23 protein-coding genes are annotated in these 26128 nt (G+C 33.5%); 13 read left to right on the forward strand and 10 right to left on the reverse strand.

Annotation, left to right across the window (positions count from 1 at the left end):
• Positions 1-28: 28 nt before the first annotated feature.
• The 8 genes from GSB9_00408 to GSB9_00415 all read right to left on the reverse strand — a co-directional run bounded on the left by GSB9_00408 (position 29) and on the right by GSB9_00415 (position 10697).
• Positions 29-1444, reverse strand: a complete 1416-nt coding sequence (locus GSB9_00408) for a hypothetical protein (GenBank protein UKM63862.1) — start codon at positions 1442-1444, stop codon at positions 29-31.
• A gap of 44 nt (positions 1445-1488) precedes the next feature.
• Positions 1489-2778 carry a class II aldolase/adducin family protein gene (locus GSB9_00409; GenBank protein ID UKM63863.1) on the reverse strand — a complete coding sequence of 430 codons (1290 nt, stop codon included), beginning with the start codon at positions 2776-2778 and terminating at the stop codon, positions 1489-1491.
• A 97-nt stretch (positions 2779-2875) separates the two neighbouring features.
• Positions 2876-4246 carry an FGGY family carbohydrate kinase gene (locus GSB9_00410; GenBank protein UKM63864.1) on the reverse strand — a complete coding sequence of 457 codons (1371 nt, stop codon included), beginning with the start codon at positions 4244-4246 and terminating at the stop codon, positions 2876-2878.
• Positions 4247-4259: 13 nt separating this feature from the next.
• Positions 4260-5540: a sugar isomerase gene (locus GSB9_00411; GenBank protein UKM63865.1), complete on the reverse strand. Its 1281-nt coding sequence runs from the start codon at positions 5538-5540 to the stop codon at positions 4260-4262.
• Between the two features lie 173 nt (positions 5541-5713).
• Entirely contained in the window at positions 5714-7819 is a 2106-nt protein-coding gene (locus GSB9_00412; protein UKM63866.1) for a bifunctional aldolase/short-chain dehydrogenase, read from the reverse strand.
• 343 nt (positions 7820-8162) lie between these two features.
• Complete coding sequence (locus GSB9_00413) at positions 8163-9134, reverse strand: MlaD family protein (protein ID UKM63867.1); 972 nt, start codon at positions 9132-9134, stop codon at positions 8163-8165.
• Positions 9135-9145: 11 nt separating this feature from the next.
• The gene (locus GSB9_00414) at positions 9146-9925 is read right to left on the reverse strand and encodes an ATP-binding cassette domain-containing protein (GenBank protein ID UKM63868.1); all 780 of its coding nucleotides are present in this window, start codon (positions 9923-9925) and stop codon (positions 9146-9148) included.
• Positions 9926-9932: 7 nt separating this feature from the next.
• Entirely contained in the window at positions 9933-10697 is a 765-nt protein-coding gene (locus GSB9_00415; GenBank protein ID UKM63869.1) for an ABC transporter permease, read from the reverse strand.
• Positions 10698-10864: 167 nt separating this feature from the next.
• On the opposite strand from GSB9_00415, the gene GSB9_00416 reads away from it, so the two are divergent.
• Positions 10865-11464, forward strand: coding sequence for a hypothetical protein (locus tag GSB9_00416; GenBank protein ID UKM63870.1), 600 nt, complete (start codon positions 10865-10867; stop codon positions 11462-11464).
• A gap of 203 nt (positions 11465-11667) precedes the next feature.
• Here the strand turns inward: GSB9_00416 and GSB9_00417 are convergent, their stop codons facing one another.
• The gene (locus GSB9_00417; protein ID UKM63871.2) at positions 11668-13299 is read right to left on the reverse strand and encodes an AarF/UbiB family protein; all 1632 of its coding nucleotides are present in this window, start codon (positions 13297-13299) and stop codon (positions 11668-11670) included.
• Between the two features lie 73 nt (positions 13300-13372).
• Positions 13373-13741 (reverse strand): hypothetical protein, encoded by a 369-nt coding sequence (locus GSB9_00418; GenBank protein ID UKM63872.1) that lies wholly within the window; start codon positions 13739-13741, stop codon positions 13373-13375.
• Between the two features lie 212 nt (positions 13742-13953).
• Between GSB9_00418 and GSB9_00419 the strand changes: the two genes are divergently transcribed.
• The 12 genes from GSB9_00419 to GSB9_00430 all read left to right on the forward strand — a co-directional run bounded on the left by GSB9_00419 (position 13954) and on the right by GSB9_00430 (position 26082).
• Positions 13954-14361, forward strand: a complete 408-nt coding sequence (locus GSB9_00419; protein ID UKM63873.1) for a CBS domain-containing protein — start codon at positions 13954-13956, stop codon at positions 14359-14361.
• A 25-nt stretch (positions 14362-14386) separates the two neighbouring features.
• On the forward strand, positions 14387-15322 hold the full coding sequence (locus tag GSB9_00420; GenBank protein UKM63874.1) for a L,D-transpeptidase: 936 nt from the start codon (positions 14387-14389) through the stop codon (positions 15320-15322).
• Between the two features lie 238 nt (positions 15323-15560).
• Positions 15561-16862 (forward strand): site-specific integrase, encoded by a 1302-nt coding sequence (locus tag GSB9_00421; protein UKM63875.1) that lies wholly within the window; start codon positions 15561-15563, stop codon positions 16860-16862.
• Between the two features lie 72 nt (positions 16863-16934).
• A complete protein-coding gene (locus GSB9_00422; GenBank protein UKM63876.1) occupies positions 16935-17666 on the forward strand; it encodes a hypothetical protein in 732 nt (243 codons plus the stop codon).
• Between the two features lie 17 nt (positions 17667-17683).
• Complete coding sequence (locus GSB9_00423; protein ID UKM63877.1) at positions 17684-18580, forward strand: hypothetical protein; 897 nt, start codon at positions 17684-17686, stop codon at positions 18578-18580.
• An 81-nt stretch (positions 18581-18661) separates the two neighbouring features.
• Positions 18662-18958 carry a helix-turn-helix domain-containing protein gene (locus tag GSB9_00424; GenBank protein UKM63878.1) on the forward strand — a complete coding sequence of 99 codons (297 nt, stop codon included), beginning with the start codon at positions 18662-18664 and terminating at the stop codon, positions 18956-18958.
• Between the two features lie 2 nt (positions 18959-18960).
• A complete protein-coding gene (locus GSB9_00425) occupies positions 18961-19242 on the forward strand; it encodes a helix-turn-helix domain-containing protein (GenBank protein UKM63879.1) in 282 nt (93 codons plus the stop codon).
• Positions 19243-19328: 86 nt separating this feature from the next.
• Positions 19329-19988: a hypothetical protein gene (locus GSB9_00426; GenBank protein ID UKM63880.2), complete on the forward strand. Its 660-nt coding sequence runs from the start codon at positions 19329-19331 to the stop codon at positions 19986-19988.
• 123 nt (positions 19989-20111) lie between these two features.
• The gene (locus tag GSB9_00427; protein ID UKM63881.1) at positions 20112-23414 is read left to right on the forward strand and encodes a BREX-1 system adenine-specific DNA-methyltransferase PglX; all 3303 of its coding nucleotides are present in this window, start codon (positions 20112-20114) and stop codon (positions 23412-23414) included.
• A gap of 2 nt (positions 23415-23416) precedes the next feature.
• Positions 23417-23986, forward strand: a complete 570-nt coding sequence (locus GSB9_00428; protein UKM63882.1) for a toll/interleukin-1 receptor domain-containing protein — start codon at positions 23417-23419, stop codon at positions 23984-23986.
• Positions 23986-24387: a hypothetical protein gene (locus GSB9_00429; protein ID UKM63883.1), complete on the forward strand. Its 402-nt coding sequence runs from the start codon at positions 23986-23988 to the stop codon at positions 24385-24387. The genes GSB9_00428 and GSB9_00429 overlap by 1 nt, the downstream gene beginning before the upstream one ends.
• Before the next feature lie 24 nt (positions 24388-24411).
• A complete protein-coding gene (locus tag GSB9_00430; GenBank protein ID UKM63884.1) occupies positions 24412-26082 on the forward strand; it encodes a hypothetical protein in 1671 nt (556 codons plus the stop codon).
• The last annotated feature ends 46 nt before the right edge of the window (positions 26083-26128 follow it).

Raw genomic sequence — 26128 nt, forward strand, 5'->3', positions numbered from 1 at the left:
GGAAGCTTTTTTTGATATATTAATCATTTTAGTTGTTTTTCTTTTGAAACTGCTTACTGAATATTAAAAATAATATACCGCAAAGCAACCAAGCCGGTAGGGTTACAAACGATAAAAACACATCAAATTGTACCGATATAAAGTAGAAAATACCAAAACTAATGGCCCAGGCCCAAAGCACAGATTTATTAAATTTAATATTAGCTTTTTCAGCATAATTTTTCACAATACCGAATTTTTTGTGAAAGAAATGCTCAAAAACTATAATAGCACCAACCGGGGCTAAAATAAAACCGTACAGCGCTACAAAACCTAAAAGTTTCATGGCAAATGCAGGAAACAAACCAGCAATGGTCGCAATGGTTCCTGCTAAAATAGTAACCTTAGCGGTTGATAGTTTAGGTAAAATGGCCTGAAATGCTAAACCAGCTCTGTAAATTGTTGGGTTGGCTGTTGTCCAGCCAGCTAAAACCACAGCAATAATTCCAAAAATACCGATGGCATTATTTGCTAAAGGTCCTGGGGCTACAGGAGGTGCTTCGCCGTTTGTTAAAAAAGCTTGGGCTTCCGGTGTTTTTAAATAAACTGCGTATAATAAACAGGCTGCAATCCAAGCCATATAATGGCCAACATACATTCCAGCAGCTGTAGTCCATCCTGAACTCGCTTTTTTTGCAAACCTAAATACAGACAAATCAGACATACCAATATGCATGGCGCTGTTGGCAAACCACGACCATATCATAACATGCCAAAACGTATATTTTATTTGTCCTGGGAAAGGCTCGCCACCTTCGCCCCAAATATCCCAAAAATCTGAAAAACTTGAAACACCCAATTGACTCAAAGCAACAATGCCACAAGCTACAAAAGCCAATACTATAACGGGCGACATCCAATTGGCAGCCTTTGAAACCGTATCGTAACCACGGGCGGCTATGATAGAAATCACTGCGCCGATTAGAATAACAATAACAATCCATGTCATACCATTTGGCATGGTATCGTCTAATTTTGGCATAGGCATATCGAATGGAATACCAACGGCTGTGGCCGATACCGTAATCATAGATCCCGCTAAAAAGCAAAAGAGTATACCGTTAGCTAAGTTGTAAGCTGTAACTAAACTTTTTCCACTTATTTTTTCTAGTTGAAAGTATAGTGTAAGCCTATTTTTTACAGCGATTTCGGCAGTTAAAAACCGCCAGGATAAAACGGCCAATAAGTTACCGAGCAAAAGGCCAACCAATAAATCGAAGGCACTTACGCCAGCGGTTAAAAATAATGGACCAATCATAAATTCGGTACCAGCTGCATGCTCTCCAGCATACATACCCAAAAAACTTTTCCAACCTTTTAAATTCGATTTAGGTACAGGAGTTCTTTCAAATTCTCCGCCTGCTATGTCTTCAATTACTTCTTCTTCTATGTGGGATAATGCCATATGTTAGTTAGATTTTAGTTTGTTTAGTTGTTAGTAAATTATGTTTATGTTAAAAACTTTTGTCTTAATTCTTCTACTTGGTTATCGTTTATTGGAACCATTTCTCCTAATGAAGCTCCTAAAACTATAGATTTCGCACTAAATTCTGCGACCTCAAGATAATCAAAAGTTTGTAATAATTTATCGCCAGTAATAATAACCGAATCGTTTTCAATAATTAAAGCGGTAGTACAATTTTCAACAATTTCTGAGTTGTTGTTAAACTTAAAGTGCGTGCCATATTTTACCGATGGAATATCTTGGAGAAAAATCCAACTTTCGGGAATAGTACGAACGTTCAAATATGATTTAGTCACACCAAACGCCATTAAGTATGGCGATTGCGTCATGATTATAGAATTGACACCAGGATTGTTTTTATAAATTTCTTGATGTATCCAAGTCGCTCTACTGGGTATCTTTCCTTTTTCTCTTTTACCGTCTTTTATTTGAACGATATCTTCAAGGTTCATGTCCCATCGGCTAACATCTGTAGGTGTAATCAAAAAGTCGTTGTTTTCAAGACGCATAGAAACTGTGCCGTATGAACTGATCATCAAGCCTTGTTCGCAAGATCGTTTAACGATGTTACATATTTGTAAGCGTTTTTCAACTTCTTCCGGTAAGTGGATTGTTTCTTCCATTTCTGGAAGCATGTGTGCCGCCTGTTTTTCAAAATTGCTTATTTGGTCGTCGGTTAAATAATTTGGCGTACCTATTTGAGAACCGTACAAAATAGTTCGGGCACAGAATTCCAACATCTCAAACCGCTCAAAAGCATCAGTTAAATCGCTTCCGCCCAATACTGTGCCATGATTTTCCATAATTACCGCTTTAAAGCCTTTTTTAAACTCCTCAGCAATAACTTCACCTAGTTTATCACTACCAGGCAATTCATATTTGGCGTAACCTATTGGGCCGCATATGTGTCTGGCTTGCGAAATAATATTGGTATTCGGTATTTGGCGAACAATACTGAATGATACTAGGGCAGGGGGGTGCGCATGTATTACCGATTTTATATCGGGTCTTGCTTCATAAATAGCTTTGTGGAATGGAAACTCTGATGAAGGCTTGTGCTTGCCAACTATAGAGCCATCTTTTTTTACACAGATAATATCAGAGGCTCTTAATGATCCTTTGTCAATGGCTGAAGGTGTAACCCATATATCACCATTATCATCTATAATAGAAATGTTACCACCAGAAGTAGTGGTCATTCCCCTTTTGTAAATTCTACTGATAATTCTTGTAATCTGGTCTCTGGGGTGCTCTAATTTGTGATTCTTAGACATTTGTATAGGGTATAGGTTAAAAATGTAAAGCGTGTTGAACTTAACACCAGTTTTTACGGAATTATTAGAATTAGTGACTAACTCAAATTACTGATATTTAGCTGATGATAAATGGGACATGCTTTTTTAATGAATAGTTTTTCTTTAAAAATTTTGAATTTAGTTTTTTATCTGAAATTGAAATTGCAGCTCCAAGAGCCGAACCTAATGAAGAATCGGTAGTCCTCAATTTCATATTTCTAAAATGATGGGATAGTAATTTTACAAAAAGGTCGTTATCGCTAAAACCACCATCTACGTATAATCTCTTTATTTTTTCACCACTTACAACATCCTTTATGCTTTTTACTTGTAACAGAACAAGTTCTGTCATTAATTGATGGTAAGCATGGTCAAATTCATTGTAGCTAATATTGGTTTGCTCGGGCATGTCTTCGTCATTTATGCTTTCCCACTTAAACATGTGTTTAAAATCGTGCATAATTTCAGAATACACATTATAATCGAATTTAACATGGCGATGATAATCTTCATCAACACCAAAATGCTCGCTTAGTTTGGCTACCTGTATTTTGTACTCATTGCCTAAAAATACGCGTGTTGCCTTTACAGGTTTTCCATTAATTCTCATGTAATTTATGGAATCTTTAGCATCAGTATCATCAACAATTGGGCGGTCGGTAAACGGGTTTAATGTAATGCTCCATGTACCAGTAGATACTAAAACAAACTTTTTCTTTACACTTCGAACGTAAGGTAACAGTGCTGAAGAACTATCATGAATACCCACGCCAATTTTGATGCGTTTTCCATTATAGTTCATGTTGATGCTTGTTTCGGTTGAAACTATAGGAGGCAATATTTTATGCAATTCTTCTTTGTACACCCAACTGTGGTAATCTTTTTTTGTATAATCCCAAAGCGCGGTGTGACAACCAATGCTGGTATATTCACTAAGTGGAATTCCTGTAAAAATATAACTTAAGTATTGAGGTAGGTGCAACGAGTATCTGATCTTTTTAAAAACTTCAGGTTTGGTGTGTTTTATCCAATACAACTGCAAGCCAGAATTTAAAAGACTCAAATCAAAACAACCTGTAGTTTTTAAAAAATCTTCCTTTGGTCCATACTTTTCAATGAAGGAATCAATGATATTTTGGTCTATTTGTTTGGTATAATTATAAAGCGGCGTTAATACTTCGCCATTTTCATCGAGGTGGACAAAACTAGCACCGTAGGTTGAAAAGTTAATGGCTTCAACATTGTATTCAGAATTCTCCAAGATGTTTTCAAAAACACTTTTTAACCATGTTTGAAGCGCTTGTAAGTTTTCTGTTGGGTGCCCGTCTTCATCTTCAATTTCATCAAATTTTGTGTACTCTTTGTACACTTCTTTATAATCTTTATCAAAAAGGAAGAATTTTTTATTGGTCTTTCCTATATCAAATACCGCCGTTACATCTATCATCTCAAAAAATTAATTACAGTCCTGTGGCTACAGTGTGTTTACCTCTTTCTTTTGTTAGTTGATTTCTCACTTCGAGCGAGCGATATGCGTTTATTGGACTTAAAGCACCGCCACTTTCCAATCTTGCCTTGGCAAGTAATGGACGCACATCAGTTCTATAGGCTCCTTGAAGAATTTCTTGGCATTTTACTACATCGTTGTCCAACTGAGCAGCTTTCAATTCAGATTGATCAATTAAAAGCGCTTTGGCATAGGCCTCTTGAATCGCTTCTAAAGACTGGATTAAATCCTCAAGCGGGTCTTTTATATTGTGGCTGGCATCAATCATCCAAGCTAAATCTGGGTTGTTAGGATTGTTTTCCATTCCATAAACCAACTCGTTAAAAATAAGGAATAGGGCATAAGGTTTAATGCTTCCAACGGTTAAATCGTCATCACCGTATTTGCTATCATTAAAATGGAAACCGCCTAATTTACCTTTTAATTGCAAAATAGAAACAATTTGTTCAATATTTGAATTTGGCAGGTGGTGTCCCAAATCAACTAAAGTATAGGCTTTATCGCCACAGCCATTGGCCAACATTAATGAAGCCCCCCAATCTTGAATTACCGTACTGTAAAAGTTTGGTTCATAGGGCTTGTATTCTACTAACATTTTCCAGTCATCTGGCAAACCTTTATAAATTTCTATTAAGCTGTCCTGTGTATTTTGAAAAGCTGTTTGAAAGTTGTTTTGCCCCGGGAAAGAAGACCCATCGGCCAACCAAACCGTTAATGCTTTTGAGCCCAGTTTGTCACCAATATTGATGACATCTAAATTATGTTGAATGGCTTGTTGCCTAACCGCTTCACTTGTATTACTTAAAGATCCAAATTTATAACTCTCTTTGGCGTTTTTTTGATCTTGAAAGGTGTTAGAGTTAACAGCATCGAATTTTATATCCAATCCGTTTGCTATATCTTTTATAGCGTAGTAATCTTCGGGAATATCCCATGGAATATGAAGCGAAACCGCACCCGCCGTTTGTGTAAGTGCATGCAAAATACCAACATCCTGAATTTTTTGTTCTAAACTAGAAGGTTCACCATAAAACGAAAAACGTCCGAACCTCGTACCTCCAGCACCCAAAGCCCAACTAGGGATAGCGACTTGAAAGTCTTTAAGTTTATTTATTATACCTTTTATATCAGCACCTTTTTTTGCTAAGTTGTTTGATAAAAAATCAAATTGTTCTTGGTGCGATTGAAGGTCTTCTTTATTGGTATCTTGTATGTGGTTTTGTTCTATTTTCATCTGATTAAATTTTTACAATAACGGATTGTTCAATATTTGTTTATTACTGATTACATTTTACAAAAAAGCCCATAAGGCCAATTGCTCGTTGAAGGTTCGTTGTTTTAAAAAAAAACTCCCATATATAAATTAATATGCTATGGAAGTTTTTTAACTAAAACTAACTCTAATAACTATCTTACGAATGCATTTGCCATTCCGCCGTCAACGTTAATAATGTTTCCGGTACTTTTATCTAAAATTCCTACTAAAGAAAATACACCATTGGCAATATCTTCTGGGTAGATAATTTCGTTTAATAAGTTTCTTTTAGCGTAGTGTGCTGGAAGTTCTTCAACGGTAATGCCATAAGCTTTGGCACGGCCTTCAGCCCAAGCACCTTCCCAAATTTTACTTCCTACAATAACACCGTCTGGGTTTACTACATTTACGCGGATTTTATCTTTTGCCAATTCAGCAGCCAATAAACGCGACATATGTTGTTGTGCAGCTTTAGCTGTACCGTACCCCACGTTGTTAGGCCCTGAAACCAATCCGTTCTTACTGGCAATACTAATAAAGTTTCCACCAAGGTTTTGCTTACGCATTACTTCTACGCCTGCTTTTGCCAATTCAAACTGACCTTTAACCAATACATCTTGAAGCAGATCCCAATCTTTTTGGGTAGTTTCTTCAATTGGTTTGGAAATGGCCAATCCGGCGCTATGTACAATAATGTCTATGCCACCAAATTCAACACAAGCTTTTTTATAAGCATTAACGATAGATTCGTAATTGGTAACGTCGCATACCACATAAGTAGAGACATCGCGCTTGTAAGTGGCGTGCGCTTCTTTTAAGCTGTCTTCATTAATATCTGTCAAAACAATATTAGCACCTTCAGCAGCCAATTTATCGGCAATAGCTTTACCAATACCGCCACCAGCTCCAGTAACTAAGGCTACTTTACGAGATAATGGTTGCTCTTTTGGCATACGTTGTAATTTGGCTTCTTCCAATAACCAATATTCAATATCAAAAGCTTCTTGTCTTGGTAAAGAAGTGTACGCTGAGATTGCTTCGGCACCACGCATTACATTGATGGCATTGATGTAAAACTCACTGGCAACACGTGTTGTTTGCTTGTTTTTGGCAAAACTGAACATACCAACACCAGGATAAATAATGATTACTGGGTTAGGGTCGCGCATTGCAGGACTGTTGTCTCTTTTGCAAGTATTATAATAATCTGCGTATTCTTGTCTGTATTGTTCAAAAGCGGGTTCTAGTTTTTTAAGAACAGCTTCAGCATCTGATAAATCTTCATTCGCATCTAAAGTTAAAACTAAAGGTTGAATTTTAGTACGTAAGAAGTGATCTGGGCAAGAGGTTCCCATTGGGGCCAATCTTTCCAAATCATTACTGTTTATGTACTCCATAACCACATCGGTATCAGAAAAGTGACCAATCATTTGGTTTTCAGAAGAACAAAGTCCTCTTAACAACGGCATTAATTGTGCAGCTTTTTCTAAACGCTCTTCTTTTGGTAAGCTTTCCACTTTTTGACCACCAAAAACAGAACCTTTTTCAGCAATTTTTTTATCGATGTATTCAGAAGCTTTTTCAATAACTTCTAAACTATTTATATAACATTCGTAAGAGGTATCTCCCCAAGTAAACAGACCGTGGCTTCCTAATACGATACCTCTAATGCCTGGGTTTTCAGCTAAACATTTCTCTAATTGTAATCCTAAATCGAAACCAGGACGTTGCCATGGTACCCAGCCCATAGTATCTCCCCAAATCTCTTTGGTTACTTTTTCACTGTCTTTTGCAGCAGCAACAGCGATAAGTGCATCAGGGTGTAAGTGGTCAATATGCTTAAATGGGAGTAAACCATGCAAAGGGGTGTCGATAGACGGTGCTTTACTATCTAAATCATATATACAGTGGTTAAATAAACCTACCATACGGTCTTCATCTTCTAGACCTCCATAAACATTCTTTAAATCACGTAATCTGTTTGTGTAAAGTCCAGCAATTCCTGAACGCGTAAGGGTCCCGATATCTCCACCAGAGCCTTTCACCCACATTACTTCAACCTCTTCGTTGGTTAAAGGGTCTTTTTCTATGGTTTTACAACTTGTATTACCACCACCATAATTAGTTATTCTTAAATCTGCTCCTAAAATATTGGAACGATATAAAAATAAGGCTACTTGGTCGTCTCCTAAGCTTTCTGCTTTATCGTTATCCCAAAGATAATCTACGTATTTAAAGTTTTTTGTTGCTGTACTCATGTTATTTTTAAAAAGTTATTCTACAAATATATATTAAGGTTAAAACGATTCTATCCTGTACTGTACTGTAATTTTTACTTTCTGTAGTTTAATTGTTTTTTCTTTAAAATGCATGCGAGCAAAGTTACAAAAAATAGCAGTTTATGCTATGGTTAATCGTTTAAATAAATAAGTTTTTAGAAAATTAAAAAGGTGCTTCATATTGGTTTTGATAAGGGAAAAAAATTAAGTTGTAGGGAAACAGATGTTTGAGAGAAAAAGTTTCTGAATTTTAGCTATTGCAATTTTATAAGGTTGGGATATTTACTTGTATTTTAATAGATGGTTCCAATATAGCCTAAACTCAATTATTTTTTTGTTTTTTTTCCAATTTCCTGAAATATCTACGCGTTAAAAAATTATGTTTTAAGGCTTCCATGTTTTGGTTGAACTTATGGCTTCCATCATTAATGTTTTTCATGGTTTGCTCAAGGGTTTTTACAAAATCCTCATCTTTAAAAAGGTATTCTACTGCACCATTACCGTTTTTATAATTGGTTATTGTTTCGTTTAAATTGTTAATTACCGTTTTTATATCATTAGTTGAGGTTTCAAGATTGGTTAGCACAACGCTTACTTTTTGGGCTTCTATAGAATCGTTAAGTAATTTGCCTGCAACACTTTCGTTAAAATTGATGGAATCAATAATAGAATTCAAACTTTTCATAGCTTTATTGGCCTCAATGCTCATAATCCTCAATTGAATAACGGTTTGCTTAAGGTTGTGGGATACAATGGTGTCGTTTATAAGCATGCCAAAAGTGCCTTGGCTGTTAGACATGGCATCTGCTATTTTGAGTAATTTGGCTGTTAATAAAGCAGCATTTTCGTTGGTTACATTTAAGGTGCTTAGCATTTCCCCAGTTCCAATTTTGGTATAGGTTTCAATAATGTCGCCAGAAGAAATAGTTTCGGCATCACCTTTGCCCGGTATGATGTTTACGATCATGTTACCAACCAAACCATCGGTACTGATGGTTGCGATAGCATCCTTTTTTATATGTTCTACCATTTTTTCTTCAATGACCATATTAACACTAATGGTAGAATCGTTTAACATTGAAATATTTTTTACCGTACCGATGTTTATACCAGAGTACCGAACATTGTTACCTTGCATTAGGCCGTTAACGTTTCTGAAATTGGCACTAATTGAAAATGTTTTTGCAAACATGTTTTGACGATTGCCAATTAAATATATCGCAACTATAAATAGGGTTAGGCTTGCGACGACAAAAATGCCCAACCTAAGTTTGTGATTGCTTGTATTTTTCATAACGCTCATATTTATTTGAAGAATGCTTTTACTTTTTCGTCATTTGATGCCTTTAGGGTTACAAATGTACCTTCTGCGTAATTAATGCCATCAACGAGTAGAATGATACGCTCAGATACTACGCGTGCACAATCTACATCGTGCGTAATAATGAGCGAAGATGTTTTATACTGTTGTTGTATGCGCCGCATGAGTTCAATGATTTCTTTTGATGTTATGGGGTCTAATCCGCTTGTAGGTTCATCATATAAAATGATTTTAGGTTTTAAAATCAGAGTTCTTGCTAATGCCACACGTCTTTGCATGCCTCCGGATAATTCGGCAGGCATTAAATCTATAGTATTGGCTAATCCAACATTATCCAGAGCTTCAAGAACCAAAGGCGTTGTGTCGGTAATAGTTCCAAATTTGTGTTTATGCCGTCTTAAAGGAAATTCTAAATTTTCCCTGACGGTCATAGAATCATACAATGCACTGCCTTGAAACAGAAAGCCAATTTCTGTTCGTAGTTTATCCAGTTCTATTTGGTTTAAGGTATTGATATCTTTTCCCATAACATTTATTGAACCAGAGTCGGGCGCGATCAAGCCCACCATACATTTAATCATTACAGATTTGCCACAACCGGATTTTCCCATGATAACCAGGTTTTCACCTTCAAAAAGTTGAAGATTGAATCCGTTTAAAACATGATTGTTACCAAAAGACTTTTTTAAATCTTTGATTTCAAGAATAGGCTGCCTATTGTCCGCTTTTTTTGTTTCGTTCGATATGCCAAAAGGTGTTTTCATTTTTAATTCAAAAAAATAAGTCGGTAATAAATACGGCTATAAAATCGATGATAAATAGTAGCATAGATGAAAAAACTACGGCTGAGTTAGCCGCTAAGCCAACGCCTACCGTTCCTTTTTCGCAGTAATACCCTTTAAAGCATCCCACCAAACCAATTGCAAAACCGAAAAAAAAGGTTTTTATGGTAGCAGGAATAATATCACCAAATTCTAAGGCGTTAAAAACCTTGTTAAAATACAGCAGAAAAGACACATCGCCTTTTAGGTTTTCAATAATATATGAGCCATAAAGCGCTATGGCATCACCTAAAATCACTAAAACGGGAAGCATTAAAGTAGCAGCCAGTACTCTGGTAACGACAAGGAATTTAAACGGATTGGTACCTGAAACTTCCATGGCGTCAATTTGTTCTGTAACACGCATAGATCCTAATTCTGCCCCAATTCCAGAAGCGATGCGCCCCGCAAATGTTAAAGCTATAATTACTGGTCCAATTTCTCTAATAATGGAAATGCTAACCATAGAGGGCATCCACGATTCGGCTCCAAATTCTTCTAGCGTAGGTCTTGTTTGCAATGTAATTACCAACCCTATAATAAAGCCGGTTACACCAACGAGTAAAACAGACCGGTAACCTACATTATAACACTGTTTTAGTAATTCGTTAAACTCAAAAGGTTTGTTAAAAAGCTCTTTAAGAAACCGTCTTGTAAAATATGCTAGTTCGCCAATTTCAGAGAAAAAAGACTTTATTTTTAATGCGCTTAGCATGACATATTGTTATGAATTTAAAGTTATTACAGTGTTTGTTTATATAAAATGATTAAAATCATGTCTTTTTCGGTTTATTTCAAGCCGGGGCTATTGAAAACTGATAAAAGTCATTGTGCAAGCCTTATTTTGTTCCGATATTTAATAGAACTATAAATTTAAGCGTCATGAAAAACAAGGATATTCATTTTGTCGATAAGGTTATAGAGGCCCTTAAAAGATCGGCAACAGAACTTGAAGAGTTTCAGGTGCAAGCCGCTTTGGGAAAAGCAGAAGCTCAAGATAAATATGAGGAGGTTAAGAAAAAATTCAACCAATTTATTCACGATAGCGAGTTTAAGGTCAAGGATGTGAAAGCAAAAATTGAAGAATTACACACAAAATTTGACGAACTTCGCGTGCAATTAGCATTAGGAAAAGCAGAGACCAAAGAGGTTTTTAAAAAACAAAAAAAACAGTTGCTCTCAATATTACATGATATTGAAGTAAAGATAAAAACTAATGAAACTTTAAATAGAATGTATGCATTAACGCTAATTGAAATAGAACAATTTAAAATACAACTGGAGATTTTAGAACAAAAATTCAAGAAAGATAAGTCTGAAGCAAAATCGGCCTTTGAACGAGGAAAAAAGGATTTTAATTCGTTTATCGATAAGCTTAGAGGAAAATACGCCCCAAAAAAGGAGGAAACCCAACTGGAACATTTCCAAAATGAGATTTCAGAAGCTTTTGGCCACTTTAAAAAAGCATTTTCTAAACCTTGAGCGTATTCTTTATTTTATAACAATAACAGTTTGCGTTATAATTACAAATGAATATTTGCACCCGTCATTGCGAGGAGAAATGACGAAGTAACCTTTTGAACGGGACTTCTATCGAACAGATTACTTCGGTCGCTAACTAAAATCGTAATGACGTTTTTTTATGCAATTTTTTATTGATTTACTTATCTGTCAATCAGTAAAAATTAATAGTCATAATCACCTTTTTTGATGTTGTTCAACATTCCAAAAGCTAAAATTATCGCTATTAAAAAGCTTATTATACCCAATAATGAAATGCCTTTCCAAAGAGGACGTATTTGGAAAATAATAAACAACGAAGCTCCTATAACAAGAGCTCCCACAATGAACGCTGTAATTAATTGTTTTGTTATGCGTTGCAAGGTATGTACAACGGGGTCTATCCCTTTGTGGGTTATGTCAACCTTTATTTTTCCAGAATTAATTTTCCGGATGGCATTTTGTAAATCCTGGGGTAGGTCTTCGATATAATCGGTAAACTCTACAATAGAATTAATAACTTTTGTGCCTATTTTTATGGGATTGTATTTTTTAGTAGCACTCTTTTTTAGGTAAGGTTTTACAATATCGAACTGCTCTAATGTCGGGTCTAGCTTCTCGATAACACCCTCGATGGTTACCAAAGACCGGGCAAATAGGAAAAAATAAGTAGGCACCATTAAACCGTGTGCTATAATAATGTCTTTTAGTTCTAACAAAACGGTGCTCATTTCATTTTTATGGATATCCCGAACATAATATTTTTCAACAAACTCGTTGATGTCAAATTCCAAATCCCTTCTATTAACAATGGGGGCGTTGTTAGATAGCAATTGTAGCGCCTTAATTATTTTTTTTACGTCTTTATTGGTTATAGCTATAAATAATTTGCCAAATATGGTTATATCCCTAGGAAGCATACTGCCCATCATACCAAAGTCTAAATAGCAAATATGGTTGTTTGGGAGCACTAATATATTTCCAGGATGGGGGTCTGCGTGAAAGAAACCATACTCAAAAACCTGTTTAAAGTAACTTATGCTTAACCTTCGGGCTATAACTTTTGTATCTATATTTTTAGACTTTAGCTCGTCCGTTCTATCTATTTTAATACCAGAAACAAACTCTAAAGCCAATACTTTTGGGGTTGTAAATTGTTGATATACTTTTGGAGCTTGAGCAAACTGTTCTAAAGAATGGTCTTTAGCTAAGTTATTATAGAACCGTTGTACGTTGATCGACTCGTGAATAAAATCAAGTTCTTTTAAAAGTGAAGCTTCAAAATTTTTAACCAGACCAACGGGGTCAAAACTTTTTAAGGACGGTATTCTGTGTTCTAGAACATGTGCAATTTTGTACATTACCTTAATATCTTCAATAATGATATCATAAATACCAGCCCGTTGAATTTTTAGAGCAATACGTTTACCGGAATGTAAAGTAACTTTATGAACTTGTGCCATGGAGGCAGAAGCAAAAGGGTTTGGCTCGAACCATGCGAATAGGTTTTCAACTTTACCATTTAATTCGGTTTCAACAACTTGTTTGGCTTCATTTTCGCTCATGGGTGGAACGTTATCCTGAAGCTTTTCTAATTCAAAAGTTAATTCTAAGGGCACAAGGTCTGGTCTATTGCTTAAAATCTGGCCAAACTTTATAAAAGTAGGCCCAAGTTCTTCGCAAACCAACCTCATTTTGGCCCATTTGCTATATTTAGCAACTCGTTTTTTGGTAGCATTTGGAATAAATTTTTGAATAAAGGCGTAGTGTCTGTTTTCCTCAAGGTATTGCACCAAATCATCAAATCCGTATTTCATCAAAACTTTGAGAATTTGATTGTACCTTGAGAATGATCTATAACCCTTTACTATGTCGGTTACAATGCCCATTTTAAGCTTCAAGTTTGTTAAGTCTAGCTTCTAGTAATGCAACAGTTTTATCCAGCTTTTCAATTTTTTCGTTGAGCGCTTTAATTTCATCTAGATGGGCTATATTTATTTTTTTATAGAATTTAGCCACTAATTCTTCTATTTTTTGGTCGAGTTCCACTTTAAGTTCATGGGTTTTTAAAAGCACTTTGTCTATAAACTCCAGTTCGTTCCCGTTTTCGTCAAGTTGGGTTTCGGCCATGGCTTTATTTATGTTTTCCATACCCTTTTCAGAAAAATCATTTAGTTTTTCTAAGAATTTTGTATCTCTGGCTAAAACATAAATACTGGAACTTAACGTGAGCAACTCTATTATGGTTTTAGTTTTCATGTCTTTTATTTTTAGTGGGTTGTATTCAAAAAAAGAATAGTGTTTACGCTGAATATTAATGTTGATGGCAAAAACGGTTAACGTTTATTTAGTACATACTGTTGCTGTATTAAAAATATTAACAATTTTGCGTATTTAACATGATATATATCATGTTAATTTTGAGCCTAATAAGTTAATTTTAAGTGTTTGATAGAGAAAAATTTTAGGTCATGGAAACCAATTCTATAAAATCAATAATGACGCAAGATGTGGTAACGGTGTCGCCAGATCAAAAGCTACTGGATGTAAAACATATTTATGAAAAAAGGAAATGGCATCACCATATTCCTGTTTTAGAAAATGAAAAATTAGTCGGCATGGTTAGTTTAATAGATTTTATGTACAACATTGTAGGTGCTGGCATTGATGATGGCCATGAGGTGTATAGAAAACTAACAGTAAAAGATATCATGACTACAAAACCGTTTTATTTAACCACAAGTTCAAGTGTTGAAGATGCCGCTAAAGTATTGTCGACTGAGTATTATCATGCCATTCCTATTTTAGAGAATACTAAGTTGGTTGGAATTGTTTCTACTGCAGATATCATTAATTATTATCTTAAAAAAACCGTTTAAGAGCTATTGGTAAACTACTGATAAAATGAAAACATCTAAATCACTATCGCATTTGGTGTTAATTTCGATTTTGGCAATGCTGGTCTTTAGTGCTAAAAGCGTAAGTAGCTTAAACAGGTTTAAAAATCCAATTCCAGCTGTAAATTTAGCTCATGATTCCCTTCCCATAAAAATCAAAATTAAAAAAGATGTTCCTATTCGGGCATATTTTCAATATTTGGATTCATTAGTAAGGATGTATAACACTCAAACCCCATATATACTAACAGAACACCTTATAGTGAGAAGCAACCCTTGGATTATTGATACACTTCAAAACACTGATTATTACAGAATGAAATTAAGAGATTCGTTTGTATATGATCAAAAGAAAATGATTGCGCTTCCACGAGGAAACTACATACTAATTCCAGACTCTATTCAAGCTATTTCGCTTAAAAATTCATTTAAAAATACGACTATCGATGTTAATATTCCGGAGTTTAAACTTCGTATTTATGAAAACTCAGTGAAGCTATTTGAATTTCCAATTCGTGTGGGAAGATTTGAAAAAAAATACCTAAAAATGTCAAATAGGGTAGAAGACTTAAGAACAAAAACAGGAACAGGTATTATAATTGGTTATGTTAAAAATCCGAGATATGCCAATCCCGTTAACAACCATGAATATAAAGTAACTAAAAGAGATGATGGTAAAATAACCTTGGTGCCTAAAATCCCTTTTATAGAAACTGAACTTAATGGTTTACGGTATGGTCAATTTATCCACCCCACAACAAACCCCAACACACTTGGCAAGGCTTACTCTAATGGCTGTATAGGCGTTAAAGAGGACGATGCTTGGGTTATTTATTATTATGCGCCTATTGGGACTAAAATAAACGTTCGGTACGATTTGGATATTACAGCCGAAAACGGAGATACGATAATATTGAAAGATATATATGGTTACAAAAAATAAAAAGCCCGTAAACATTACTGTTACGAGCTTTTATAGCGGAGAAAGAGGAACCCGCCAACACTTTTTCTATATAATACATGCTTGTCTAAAACCTCTTGAAATCCTTGTAAATAAAGGAATTTTGTAATATTTCAATCAAAAAATAATTAAGTGAATAAGCCATAAATATGGTAATTGTGGGGATAATGTGGGGATTGTTTTGTATCTTTATAAAGCTCACTTTTAAGATGTTTATATTATGGCTACCATCAATTTCCTTGTCAAGGGTACTAAGGGATATACTAATATTCTTGTACGTTTCAAGAACGGTAGAAAATTCGATTATACCGCTTCTACCGATTTAAAAATTCAACCTAATTATTGGAGTACTGCAAAGCAAAGGGTAAAAAATATCTCTGGTGTAACCTATAAGGACGAAGTAAACGACCATTTATTCAACCTAGAGAATTTCATAATATCTGAATTTAACTCTGATAATTCACAAGGTATCTTCATAGATAGAGATTGGCTTAAAACCAAAATAGCCAAACATTTCAATAGACCTGTAAACGATGACGCTATAGATCAGGTGTTTTTCTTACCGTTTGTAAAACGCTTTATAGAGTTAGCGCCTTCAAGAATAATTAAAGGAAAGAATAAGCCTGTAAGTTCAGCAACGATTACCAAGTATGGTACTACCCAAAAGAAATTAGAACAATACGAAACCAAATTTAAAACCAAAATAAAGTTTACTGATTTAAACCTTACTTTTTACGATAGGTTTGTAAATTATCTTACTCAGGAACAAAAGATAAACTTAGGAACTGTGGGTAACTATATTGGTACTATTAAAACAATTGCGAGAGACGCTAAATTACAAGGACTTCCGGTTCATGAGCATATCAATCACCCTAAATTCTTTGCGCCTAAAGTAAAAGTCGATAGTATCTATCTTAGAGACGCTGATATAAATAAAATATACAACCATGACTACAAAGGTGTTGAACGTCTGGAAAACGCTAGAGACCTCTTTATAATTGGTCTGCGAACAGGATTAAGAGTGTCAGATTTCTTGCGCTTAAAAGATACTAATATCAAGGAAGGTTTTATTGAAGTAGAAACGCAGAAAACAGGGCAAAACGTTGTTATACCAATGCATCCACAAGTAAAAGCAATACTGGAAAAACATAACGGCTTCCCAAGAAGTGTATCCGACCAAAAGTTTAATTTACATATTAAAGATGTGTGTAAAGAAGCTGGTTTCAAACAAGAGATTGAAGGTAGCCTTATAAATCCTAAAACTAAGCGTAAAGAAAAAGGAGTTTACCCTATGCATAAATTGGTATCATCCCATATATGCCGTAGAAGTTTCGCATCCAATCTGTATGGTAAATTGCCTAATATGGTTATCATGGCGATTACAGGACATCAAACTGAGGCTCAGTTTTTAAAGTATATTAAAATTACTCCTAAAGAAAATGCGAAAATGTTACAACAGTTTTGGTTGAAACAAAATAAAGAAAATAATTACGAAAAAGTTCCTTTGAAAAAGGTAAAGTAAGATAAGGTTTACTAAATTTAGAGTTTTAACTATATATTTACTGTTGGCTATATCTTTATGAATAAATCCTCTATGCTAAATTTTAAGGAAGTTGTTACTAATCCTGATGCTCTTAAAATGAAATCCTTTTTTAATGCTTATGCTGAAATCAAGAACGCTGTAGATAGTTTGAAGTCTGAGATTTTTAGTAATCTGGCAAATTCAGATATAGAAAATCACAAATATTATTATTCCTATTTATTCAATGAAATCAAGCAATTGTATGTTTTGAATTATGATGATGATTTATTGAATAAATATCTTTCTGAATATGAAGTAAATATTTCAGAATTTCCGAAGTTTTCAAATCCTAAACTAATACAGGATCTAAAAGTAGAGTCTAGCCTTTTTAGACCAGATTTTAGAAACTCTACACTAACTGAATTGCAAATAAATTTCTTTAAATATTTCGCAAAAAAAGAAGCCCAAAACATGCTGGATTTTATTGAAGATTTAAAAAATAATGATAACACAAATGACACTACCGACCACGTTTCTAAACTCAAATGGAGTGGTAAGCCTTCACAATTAGGATTTATCATTTCAACTCTAGCGCAATTAGGGTATATAGAAGCTCCTCGAAAAAAGGATGGAGAAATTAATTATAGCCAATTTGCTAAAGACGTTTTAAGAACATTCGACGCTGAAACTACTAATAATACTCTTGAAAAATACTTGAATTTAGATTCCGACAAAGGGCAGGAGACTTTTAGAAAGTTCAATTCTAAAGATTTTTTGATACCAGATGTTAAAGAAGTAAGCTAAATTATAAACTATTCTGTTTGAAATCTACATCCAAATTTTTAAATGCTCTTTCTCAAAATTATTATCTCAAGTTCTTGATTGATATTGACGATGATAAATTTGATATGTCTCAAGAATATACTCCGGTAATCTATAAGGATAAATCTTTATATGAATTTGATGTTGTTAAAATAAAAGCAATAATAAAGAATATTTTATCTAATGTATATGAATTGTATTATAAGGCTAAAAGTGAAATATATTTAGAATTTTCAAAAACGGATTATAATGATTTAGAAAACTTTGTCACATTTACCATTAAGGCACTAATTGTAAATTTAAACCTAATAAAAAATGATTTTTATATAGACGACCAGAAGTCAAGATATTATTCCAAATTCGATGAATATTTTATATCGGTTTCACTAACTCAGGCTTATAAAAATTTTTTAGAGGAAAATCACAAATTTATAAAGGATGGATATATCGATATTTCTAAAATGCCTTTTGAAGACGAATTAAGACTTTATTCAACATATAGGTTTAAATTGGTAAGCTTACTGCCATTTTCTTTGTTTAATATTGGAAACGCTTTTCTTAAAGATTTATATGAATTGGAAGAAGCGATAATTAATCATAAAAAGAATGAACAATCTATAAATGATATGAAAATTAACTGGGATTCTAAACCAGCTCATTTAGGTTATTTAATGGGAATGCTTGCTGATTTAGAGTACATAAATGCACCTAAACGAAAGAATGGAGATATCAATTATACACAGTTTGCAAAACAAGTATTTAATATTTTTGATGTAAAGACTACTGAAAATACACTTTCAAAATATCTTAATACAACTACTGAAAAAGCACAGGAAACAGAACGAAATTTCGATAAAGCAAACTTTAATATACCTCACAAAAAAGAAGTAAACTAATACCGTTCGAGTACCTTCCGGTACGCTTACTTAAACACCTCTGATTTAATTTTACACCATCGAACCATAACACGTATCACGATGGAACAAAGTAAAATAACCCAAGTTTTCGGAATAACACCTGCCGAATTAAAAGAAGACATCATTAACGATGTAAGAGCGGAATTAAATGTAATAGCTCAAAATTTCCAACCTATCAAACCTGCCGAATATCTTACACGCCAGGAAGTAGCAAAAATCCTAAAAGTATCTTTAGTAACCCTAACAGACTGGAACAAAAAAGGAGTACTTAAACCTTATCGATTAGGTAATTTAATCAGATATAAACGCTCCGAATTAGAAGAAGCCTTAATTAGTATTAATAATAAAAAACGCTAATTATGACAGCTTTCAAACACCCCATAAACGATAGTTTAAATAAGATATTAGAACGTTTAGAATATCTTGTTAAGCAAAGTGAACTTAAAAATGTTCAAGATCCTAAATACGTCATTTTAGATAATGCCGATGTTTTACAACTATTTAAAATAAGCCCAAAAACGGCATCAAATTGGAGGGAAGAAGGCATTTTGCCCTATTCTCAAATTAAAGGTAAGTTGTATTACAAGCTTTCAGATATTCATAATATTATAGACAATCATTATTCTGTTAAAAAAAAATAACAGTCGCAAAGCATATTAGTGTACCAATAGAAATGTTTATTGATGCACAATGCTGCAACTATTCAAGGGAATTACAATACTTTTTATTGTTAAAGCTAATATACCCAAGCGGTAAAGCACAGTTAGATAACGAAGCATTACAATTTATTCAGTTTGTTGAGTGTATTAATAGTCGGAAAACCCTAAAAAAGTATCTCAATTTTTTGATGGAGATAGGCTGGATAGTTTACAATCAAAAAACACAGTTTTATGTATTCAAGTCTTTCGATAGAATTAGAAAAGAAAATAACTGGTTAGTAAGGTTAGCATTTCAGATAGACTTTAATAACTATTATAAAATAAAGGCAGTTACAGGAGCAGTAATTTATAGTTATCTCCATAAAGATTTTTGGAGAAAAGTTAAGAAACAAAAAAGCGTACAATTAAAGGGAAGTACCTATCATTTTTTGTCACCTAAATTTAACTATAAAGAGCAATTCGCTCCTGTTTCTGTTAATGGGGTAGAGCAGCTATTTAATATATCGGTAGCAACCGCTTCCAGGTTAAAAAGCGAAGCATCAAAAGCAGGGTTAATTAAATTAAAAAAGAATTATTCTCAAAAGCCGGTCAATAAAAAAATCATGCAAGATTATCTTGATTACAATGATATGAAGCAAAATATAGTCTACCATAAGGGTAATTATCATTTACAACATATTGACGAGGTTTACCCTCTTTTTTATTTTATTAAGCGGAAATCTCTGTAAACATAAATAAAGGGATATATAAGGGAAAGTGAAACTAAGACATAAATTATTATTAAATAAGAAAAACCTTAATGTTAAGTCAAGTTATATTTATATTTTTAAAGACCTAAATTAAATCTATTAATGTCGTTATACCAATCATCAGTTCTTAAGCACTATTTAAAATTACAAGATAGTGATGCCATAACTAAAGCTTATAAAAAATACACCAAGTACTTCCTTAACCCAACAATACAGGATAACATACGTAGTTCTAAAGAAGAAGAATATCAGGGCATATTCCTAACCGAACTATTTGTTAATATTTTAGATTATACATTAAAGCCTAAAGCAAATTATAATCTGGTTGCCGAGTATAAAAATGAAAACAATGCACGTAAGGCTGACGGAGCTATATTAGATAACGATATAGCATTAGGTGTAATAGAATTAAAAGGAACTAATACCAAAGACTTAGAAAGTATACGTAAACAAGCATTCGATTATAAAGCCAATCAAAAAGGATGTGTATATGTAATAACATCAAATTTCGAGAAGTTACGTTTTTATATTAATGATGCTACCGAGTTTGAAGAGTTTAATTTATTTCAACTTACCCCAGAGCAGTTTGCTTTATTATACATCTGTTTACATAAAGACAATATATTAAACAATCTGCCGCTTAAAATAAAAGAGGCATCGGTAGTCGAAGAAGAGCAAATCACTAAGCAATTTTATAAAGATTACTCAATTTTTAAACGCGAACTTTATAGAGATTTGGTAAGGCGTAATGCTAAAACTTTAAAAAATAATCGTCATTCAGAACTTGTTTCAGAATCTCATCACACCGAAGAAGAAAAAGCAGAGTTAATTAAATTAGAGAAAAACGTTAAGCTAACCCTCTTTAAAAAATCACAAAAACTAATAGACCGCTACCTGTTTATTTTCTTTGCTGAAGATAGAGGCTTACTGCCACCAAACAGCACGCAACAAATATTAAATCATTGGAAATCTAATGTCGATTTTGGTAACGATACGCCTTTGTATGATTTGTTCAAACAATATTTTAAATTCCTAGACCAAGGTAGGGCAGGAACCGCCAACAGAGCCGAAATTTATGCCTATAACGGGGGCTTGTTTAAAGAAGACACGATTCTCGATAGTTTAGACATAGATAGCGAGTTCCTATACAAACACACCAGTAAATTAGCAGCTTACGATTTCGAGAGTCAGGTAGATGTAAATATCTTAGGACATATCTTTGAAAACTCATTAAACGAAATTGAAAGCGTTAATGCCGAAATTGAAGGTGCAGACTTCGATAAGCAAAAAAGTAAACGTAAAAAAGATGGGGTATTCTACACCCCCAAATACATTACCAAATACATTGTAGAAAATACCGTTGGTAAACTTTGCGAAGAAAAGAAAGCCCAATTAGGCTTTAAAGAAGAGGAATATTTTAAAGGACGTAAAGTAAATGGGAAGAAGAGACCAGATTCAACCATTAAAAAATTAGTAGAAATTTTAGATAGCTATAGAGATTGGTTACTACAACTTACCATCTGTGATCCAGCGTGTGGTAGCGGTGCATTTCTTAACCAGGCGCTCAATTTTCTAATAGCAGAACACCATTATATAGATGAGCTTAAAACCAAAGTATTAGGAGGCGGTTTACAGTTTCCTGATATTGAAAACACCATTTTAGAAAACAATATCTACGGGGTAGACCTTAACGAAGAATCTGTAGAAATTGCCAAACTATCGTTATGGTTACGTACGGCACAGCCACGTCGTAAACTAAACGATTTAAGCAGTAATATTAAATGTGGTAACAGCTTAATAGATAGTAAAACCGTTGCAGGAGATAAAGCATTTAATTGGCAGGAACAATTTCCTAAAGTGTTTGAAAAAGGAGGGTTTGATGTGGTGATTGGAAATCCGCCTTATGTACGAAAACAGGGGTTAATGGAGCATTACCCTATAATGTGTGAGTATTATGAAAAGAAATACCAATCTGCAACGGCAAATTATGACATTTACGCCTTATTCATGGAAAAGTGTTATTCTTTAATTAACAGCAAGGGTGTAGTTTCTTTCATTTTACCTCATAAGTTTTTAGTTGCTGATTTTGGAGTTGGTATTAGGCAGTTTTTTAAAGATAATACCGCTGTAGAAAATTTAGTCCATTTCGGTTCTGAAATAGTGTTTGAAGAGGCATCAACTTATACTTGTATCATAGATTTAACTAAAACGGAAAAGGAAAAAATTAAGTTTAAAAAACTCTTACCTAAACAAATATTTGAACCTTTTGTTTGGGATACAATGTCATATAATAATTTACAGTATGCGAATTGGGATTTGCAAAGTGAACAAATTTTAGACCTTATTATTAAATTAAAAAAACAACCTTATAAAATAGAAAATGTATTCAGTAAAATATTTGTAGGAATGCAAACAAGTTTAGATGCTGTTTATGTTTTTGAAGGAGTTGAAAAAGGCGGTTTAATTGAAGCTTATAACGTCAAGTACGACTTTAAATTTCAAATCGAAAAAGAATTAGTGAGACCTTTTATTAAAGGAAACGAAATTTCTAAATATAAGTCCTTGCAAAACAAACATTATGTATTATTTCCTTATGAAAAAGATGGAACGTCACTAGTTCAGGAAAGTTATATTAAAGAAAATCTTCCTAAGACTTATTCTTACTTGAAACATTTTGAAAAAGATATTAGAGGAAGAGAAAAGGGTAAAATGGATGTGGTAGATGGTTGGTATTCATATATATATCAAAAGAATCACGAAAAATTTCCATTGCCTAAAATAATGACTCAAGAAATCTCTTTAGGTTGTAATATGACTTATGATGAGAATGGAGAGTTTTATCATCCTACAACTATTTATTCCTTTGTTAAAAATGATAAGTTCAAAGTTGATGATAAATACTATTTAGGAATATTAAATTCTAAAGTAATGTGGTTTTTCCTTAAAAATACTGGAACGGAGTTACGCGGTGGTTATTTTAGGTTTAAAACTAATTATTTAAAACCTTTTCCACTTCCCGAAATTTCAGGAAACAGTCAAGAAATAATAGATAAGGTTAATCTGCAATTAGAAAATAATAAAAGTTTTCAAAAGTATAATGCTAAGTTCATAAAGTATTTAATCTCTCAATTTCAGTTAGAAAAACTGTCTAAAAAACTCGAAAACTGTTACGAATTAGACTTTGCAGACTTTATAAAAGAACTCAATAAAGCTATTAAAAAAGCTGGTGGTGTACCATTAACTAAAAAAGACGAGTTTGAGTGGCTAGACCTCTTTGAAGAAAACAAACAAAAAGCACAAGACTTACAAAACCAAATTAATCAAACCGATGCAGAAATAAATGCTATGGTATATGAGTTATATGGATTAACCGATGAAGAAATAAAAATTGTAGAGAATAGTTAGATATGTCTGATTTTATTACTGTAAACCAATTAAAAAAATCTATCGAAAAAAATGATGCCAGTTTAACAAAACTATTTTCAGTATTTGAAGCTAAACTATCTAATGCATTAAAAAAAAGAGAACAATTTGAGTCAAGTGTTTTTATAAGTCATAGTCACAAAAATGGAGATTTAGTAGAATATTTGGTTTCTTTATTGGTTAAACTAAAAGTAGATGTTTATGTAGATTGGATGGATGAAGAATTATCATATCCACCAACAGCTAAAACGGCTATTAAAATAAAAAACATGATTAGTGCCAATAAAAAATTTATTCTACTTGCTACAAACGAAGGAATTGAATCCAAATGGTGTAATTGGGAGTTAGGAATTGGAGACGTGCACAAGTATATAGAAAATATAGCCTTACTACCTGTAGCGGATAACTCAGGAAAATGGATTGGAAATGAGTATTTACGTTTGTATCCTTATGTAGATAAAAAGTATAAATCTTTGGAATGGGACGATGATTATACTGTTGTTTACCCGAATGGAGAAAAAATCGACTTTGTAGAATGGTTAAAATCTAACTAATGAAAGAAAAAAGAATAAAGCATTTAGAACTTATTCACAGCGTTATAGATAGGTTATCTCACAAATCTTTCTTAGTAAAAGGTTGGAGCATTACAGCAATTACGGCATTAATGGCATTTGGTATCGATAAAGCGGATTTCAAAATATTTATAATCGGTTATCCTGTGTCTTTTCTTTTTTGGTATTTAGATGCTCATTATTTATGGCTAGAAACAGCTTTTAGGCTATTATATGATTCTGTGCTAAAAAAACAAGTTAATTCAATGTCAATGGATATTTCAAACTACAAGAAAGAAATCAAAATCTGTACAATAGCATTTAGACCTACTATCTGGACTATATATTTGACAGAGATTATTTTATTGTCAATTAGCATCATTTATTTTTCCTTTTTGATATAATCTTAAACAAATAGAAAGAAGAGAATGTCAGCATATAAAAATGTAAAAAATACAGATTATCAGACCGATTGGGCGTTTAATGACGACTTTACACAATACATCCATATTTCAGATGCTAAAAGTGGTTTAAATGGCTATTTCTGTTTAGGTTGTAAAAAAGAAATGCAGGCTGCTAAAGGCAAAATTAGAGAGCATTATTTCAGACATCATGCTGTAGATGTAGATAAAGACACTACAGAATGTGTTAGAGCAAACAGAAAATATAGAGAACTTCTCGCTCGCGACATCTTACACAGGTTAAAAGAAATAAAAGTACCGGCAGTATATAAGTTTCCGCCTAAAAATGTAGATGGTTTACCAAATCAACTAATACATGCTCAAACAATTAGAGCGCATAGTGTAAAATCAGAACTTACTTTTTATGAAGACGAAAATTGCATAGTACAGTACGGTCAAAACCCTAATATTAATGAGCGGTATTTGCTTATAAGACCTGACATCACCTTTTTTAATGAAAAAAATGAACCTATTCTGCTTATTGAATTTGTAGTCACTCATAAAATCGATGATGAGAAAAGGGTGAAATTAAAACGTTTAGGCTTAAACACCGTTCAAATAATCATTCCTAAGAAACCTGAACCGGAAATAGAAAAAGCACTAAAATCACAATCTAAAGTAAAATGGGTATATAATGAAATCGAAGCAAACACCAACTACATATACATTCCCTACTCAACTAACAACGGAGTATGGGAAATTGATGACGAGCAAAGAGGCATTTTCGAAGAATCTTATAAGTGCAGAGCAAACCAAATTAGCAATCTTATACGATCAGTTAGAAGAGCTTTGGACTCAGAATCGTACAAAAGAGCTGAACACCAGTTTGAATCAGAAATATCAAGAGTTGAGACAGCTACAAAAGCAGAGAAATCGGGATTGGAAGATATGGAAAGAAGAATTGAAAACGAAATTCGAGTACAACTTGCAGGTGAATTTCAAGCAATTGAATTCCAAGAAGAACAACTTAACCAAGACGAAAGCGAGTTTCGAGCGTACAAAGCAGACTTGGAAAGAAGATACCTTGCTAAACATAAAAATATTAGAGGCGAGCAAGAATCAATTGATAAACTTGAAAAACAGCAACGCAAAGACAAACGAACTGAAGCTGAAGTTAGGGAATATTTTATCAGAGAAACAGAAAAATTGGAACGAGACTTTATCGCAGGAAGAGATGCTATTTCAAGAGATATTGAAAGCCGAAGAGCAAACATTACAGAACTTGAAAAAGAACAAGCAGACCTTCCAGACGAATTTAGACGACTTGCAGCAGAAAAACAATACGCTTTTGAATCAGCAGGAAACAGACTTGAAGCAGAAGAAAGAAACCTTCCAGTTGAATTTGGAGAACTTGAAGCAAACTCAGAACGAGAATTTAGAGAGCTTGAAGCTGAAGAACGAAGCCATTTTGAAGCAGAAGCAAGAAGACTTGAACAAGAAGAAAGTAATCTTGAGACAACAGTTAGAGACGAATTTTATAGAGCAATCGAAAATACCCCCAGAGAACTATCCAAAGGAATTAGCTCAATATTGGAAGCTCGAAGAGTGGGAAACGATTTCGTTAATGCTAAAAGCAAAGAACAGCGCTATCAATCAGCACGAGAGCTTTTTAGAAAGGGAACTTGGAAAACAAGGTAAAACCTTAGATTGGTTTTTAGAAGAATTTAAGGATCAAATAAAGTAA

The organism is Flavobacteriaceae bacterium GSB9 (assembly GCA_022749295.1).
Lineage (GTDB): Bacteria > Bacteroidota > Bacteroidia > Flavobacteriales > Flavobacteriaceae > Flavisericum.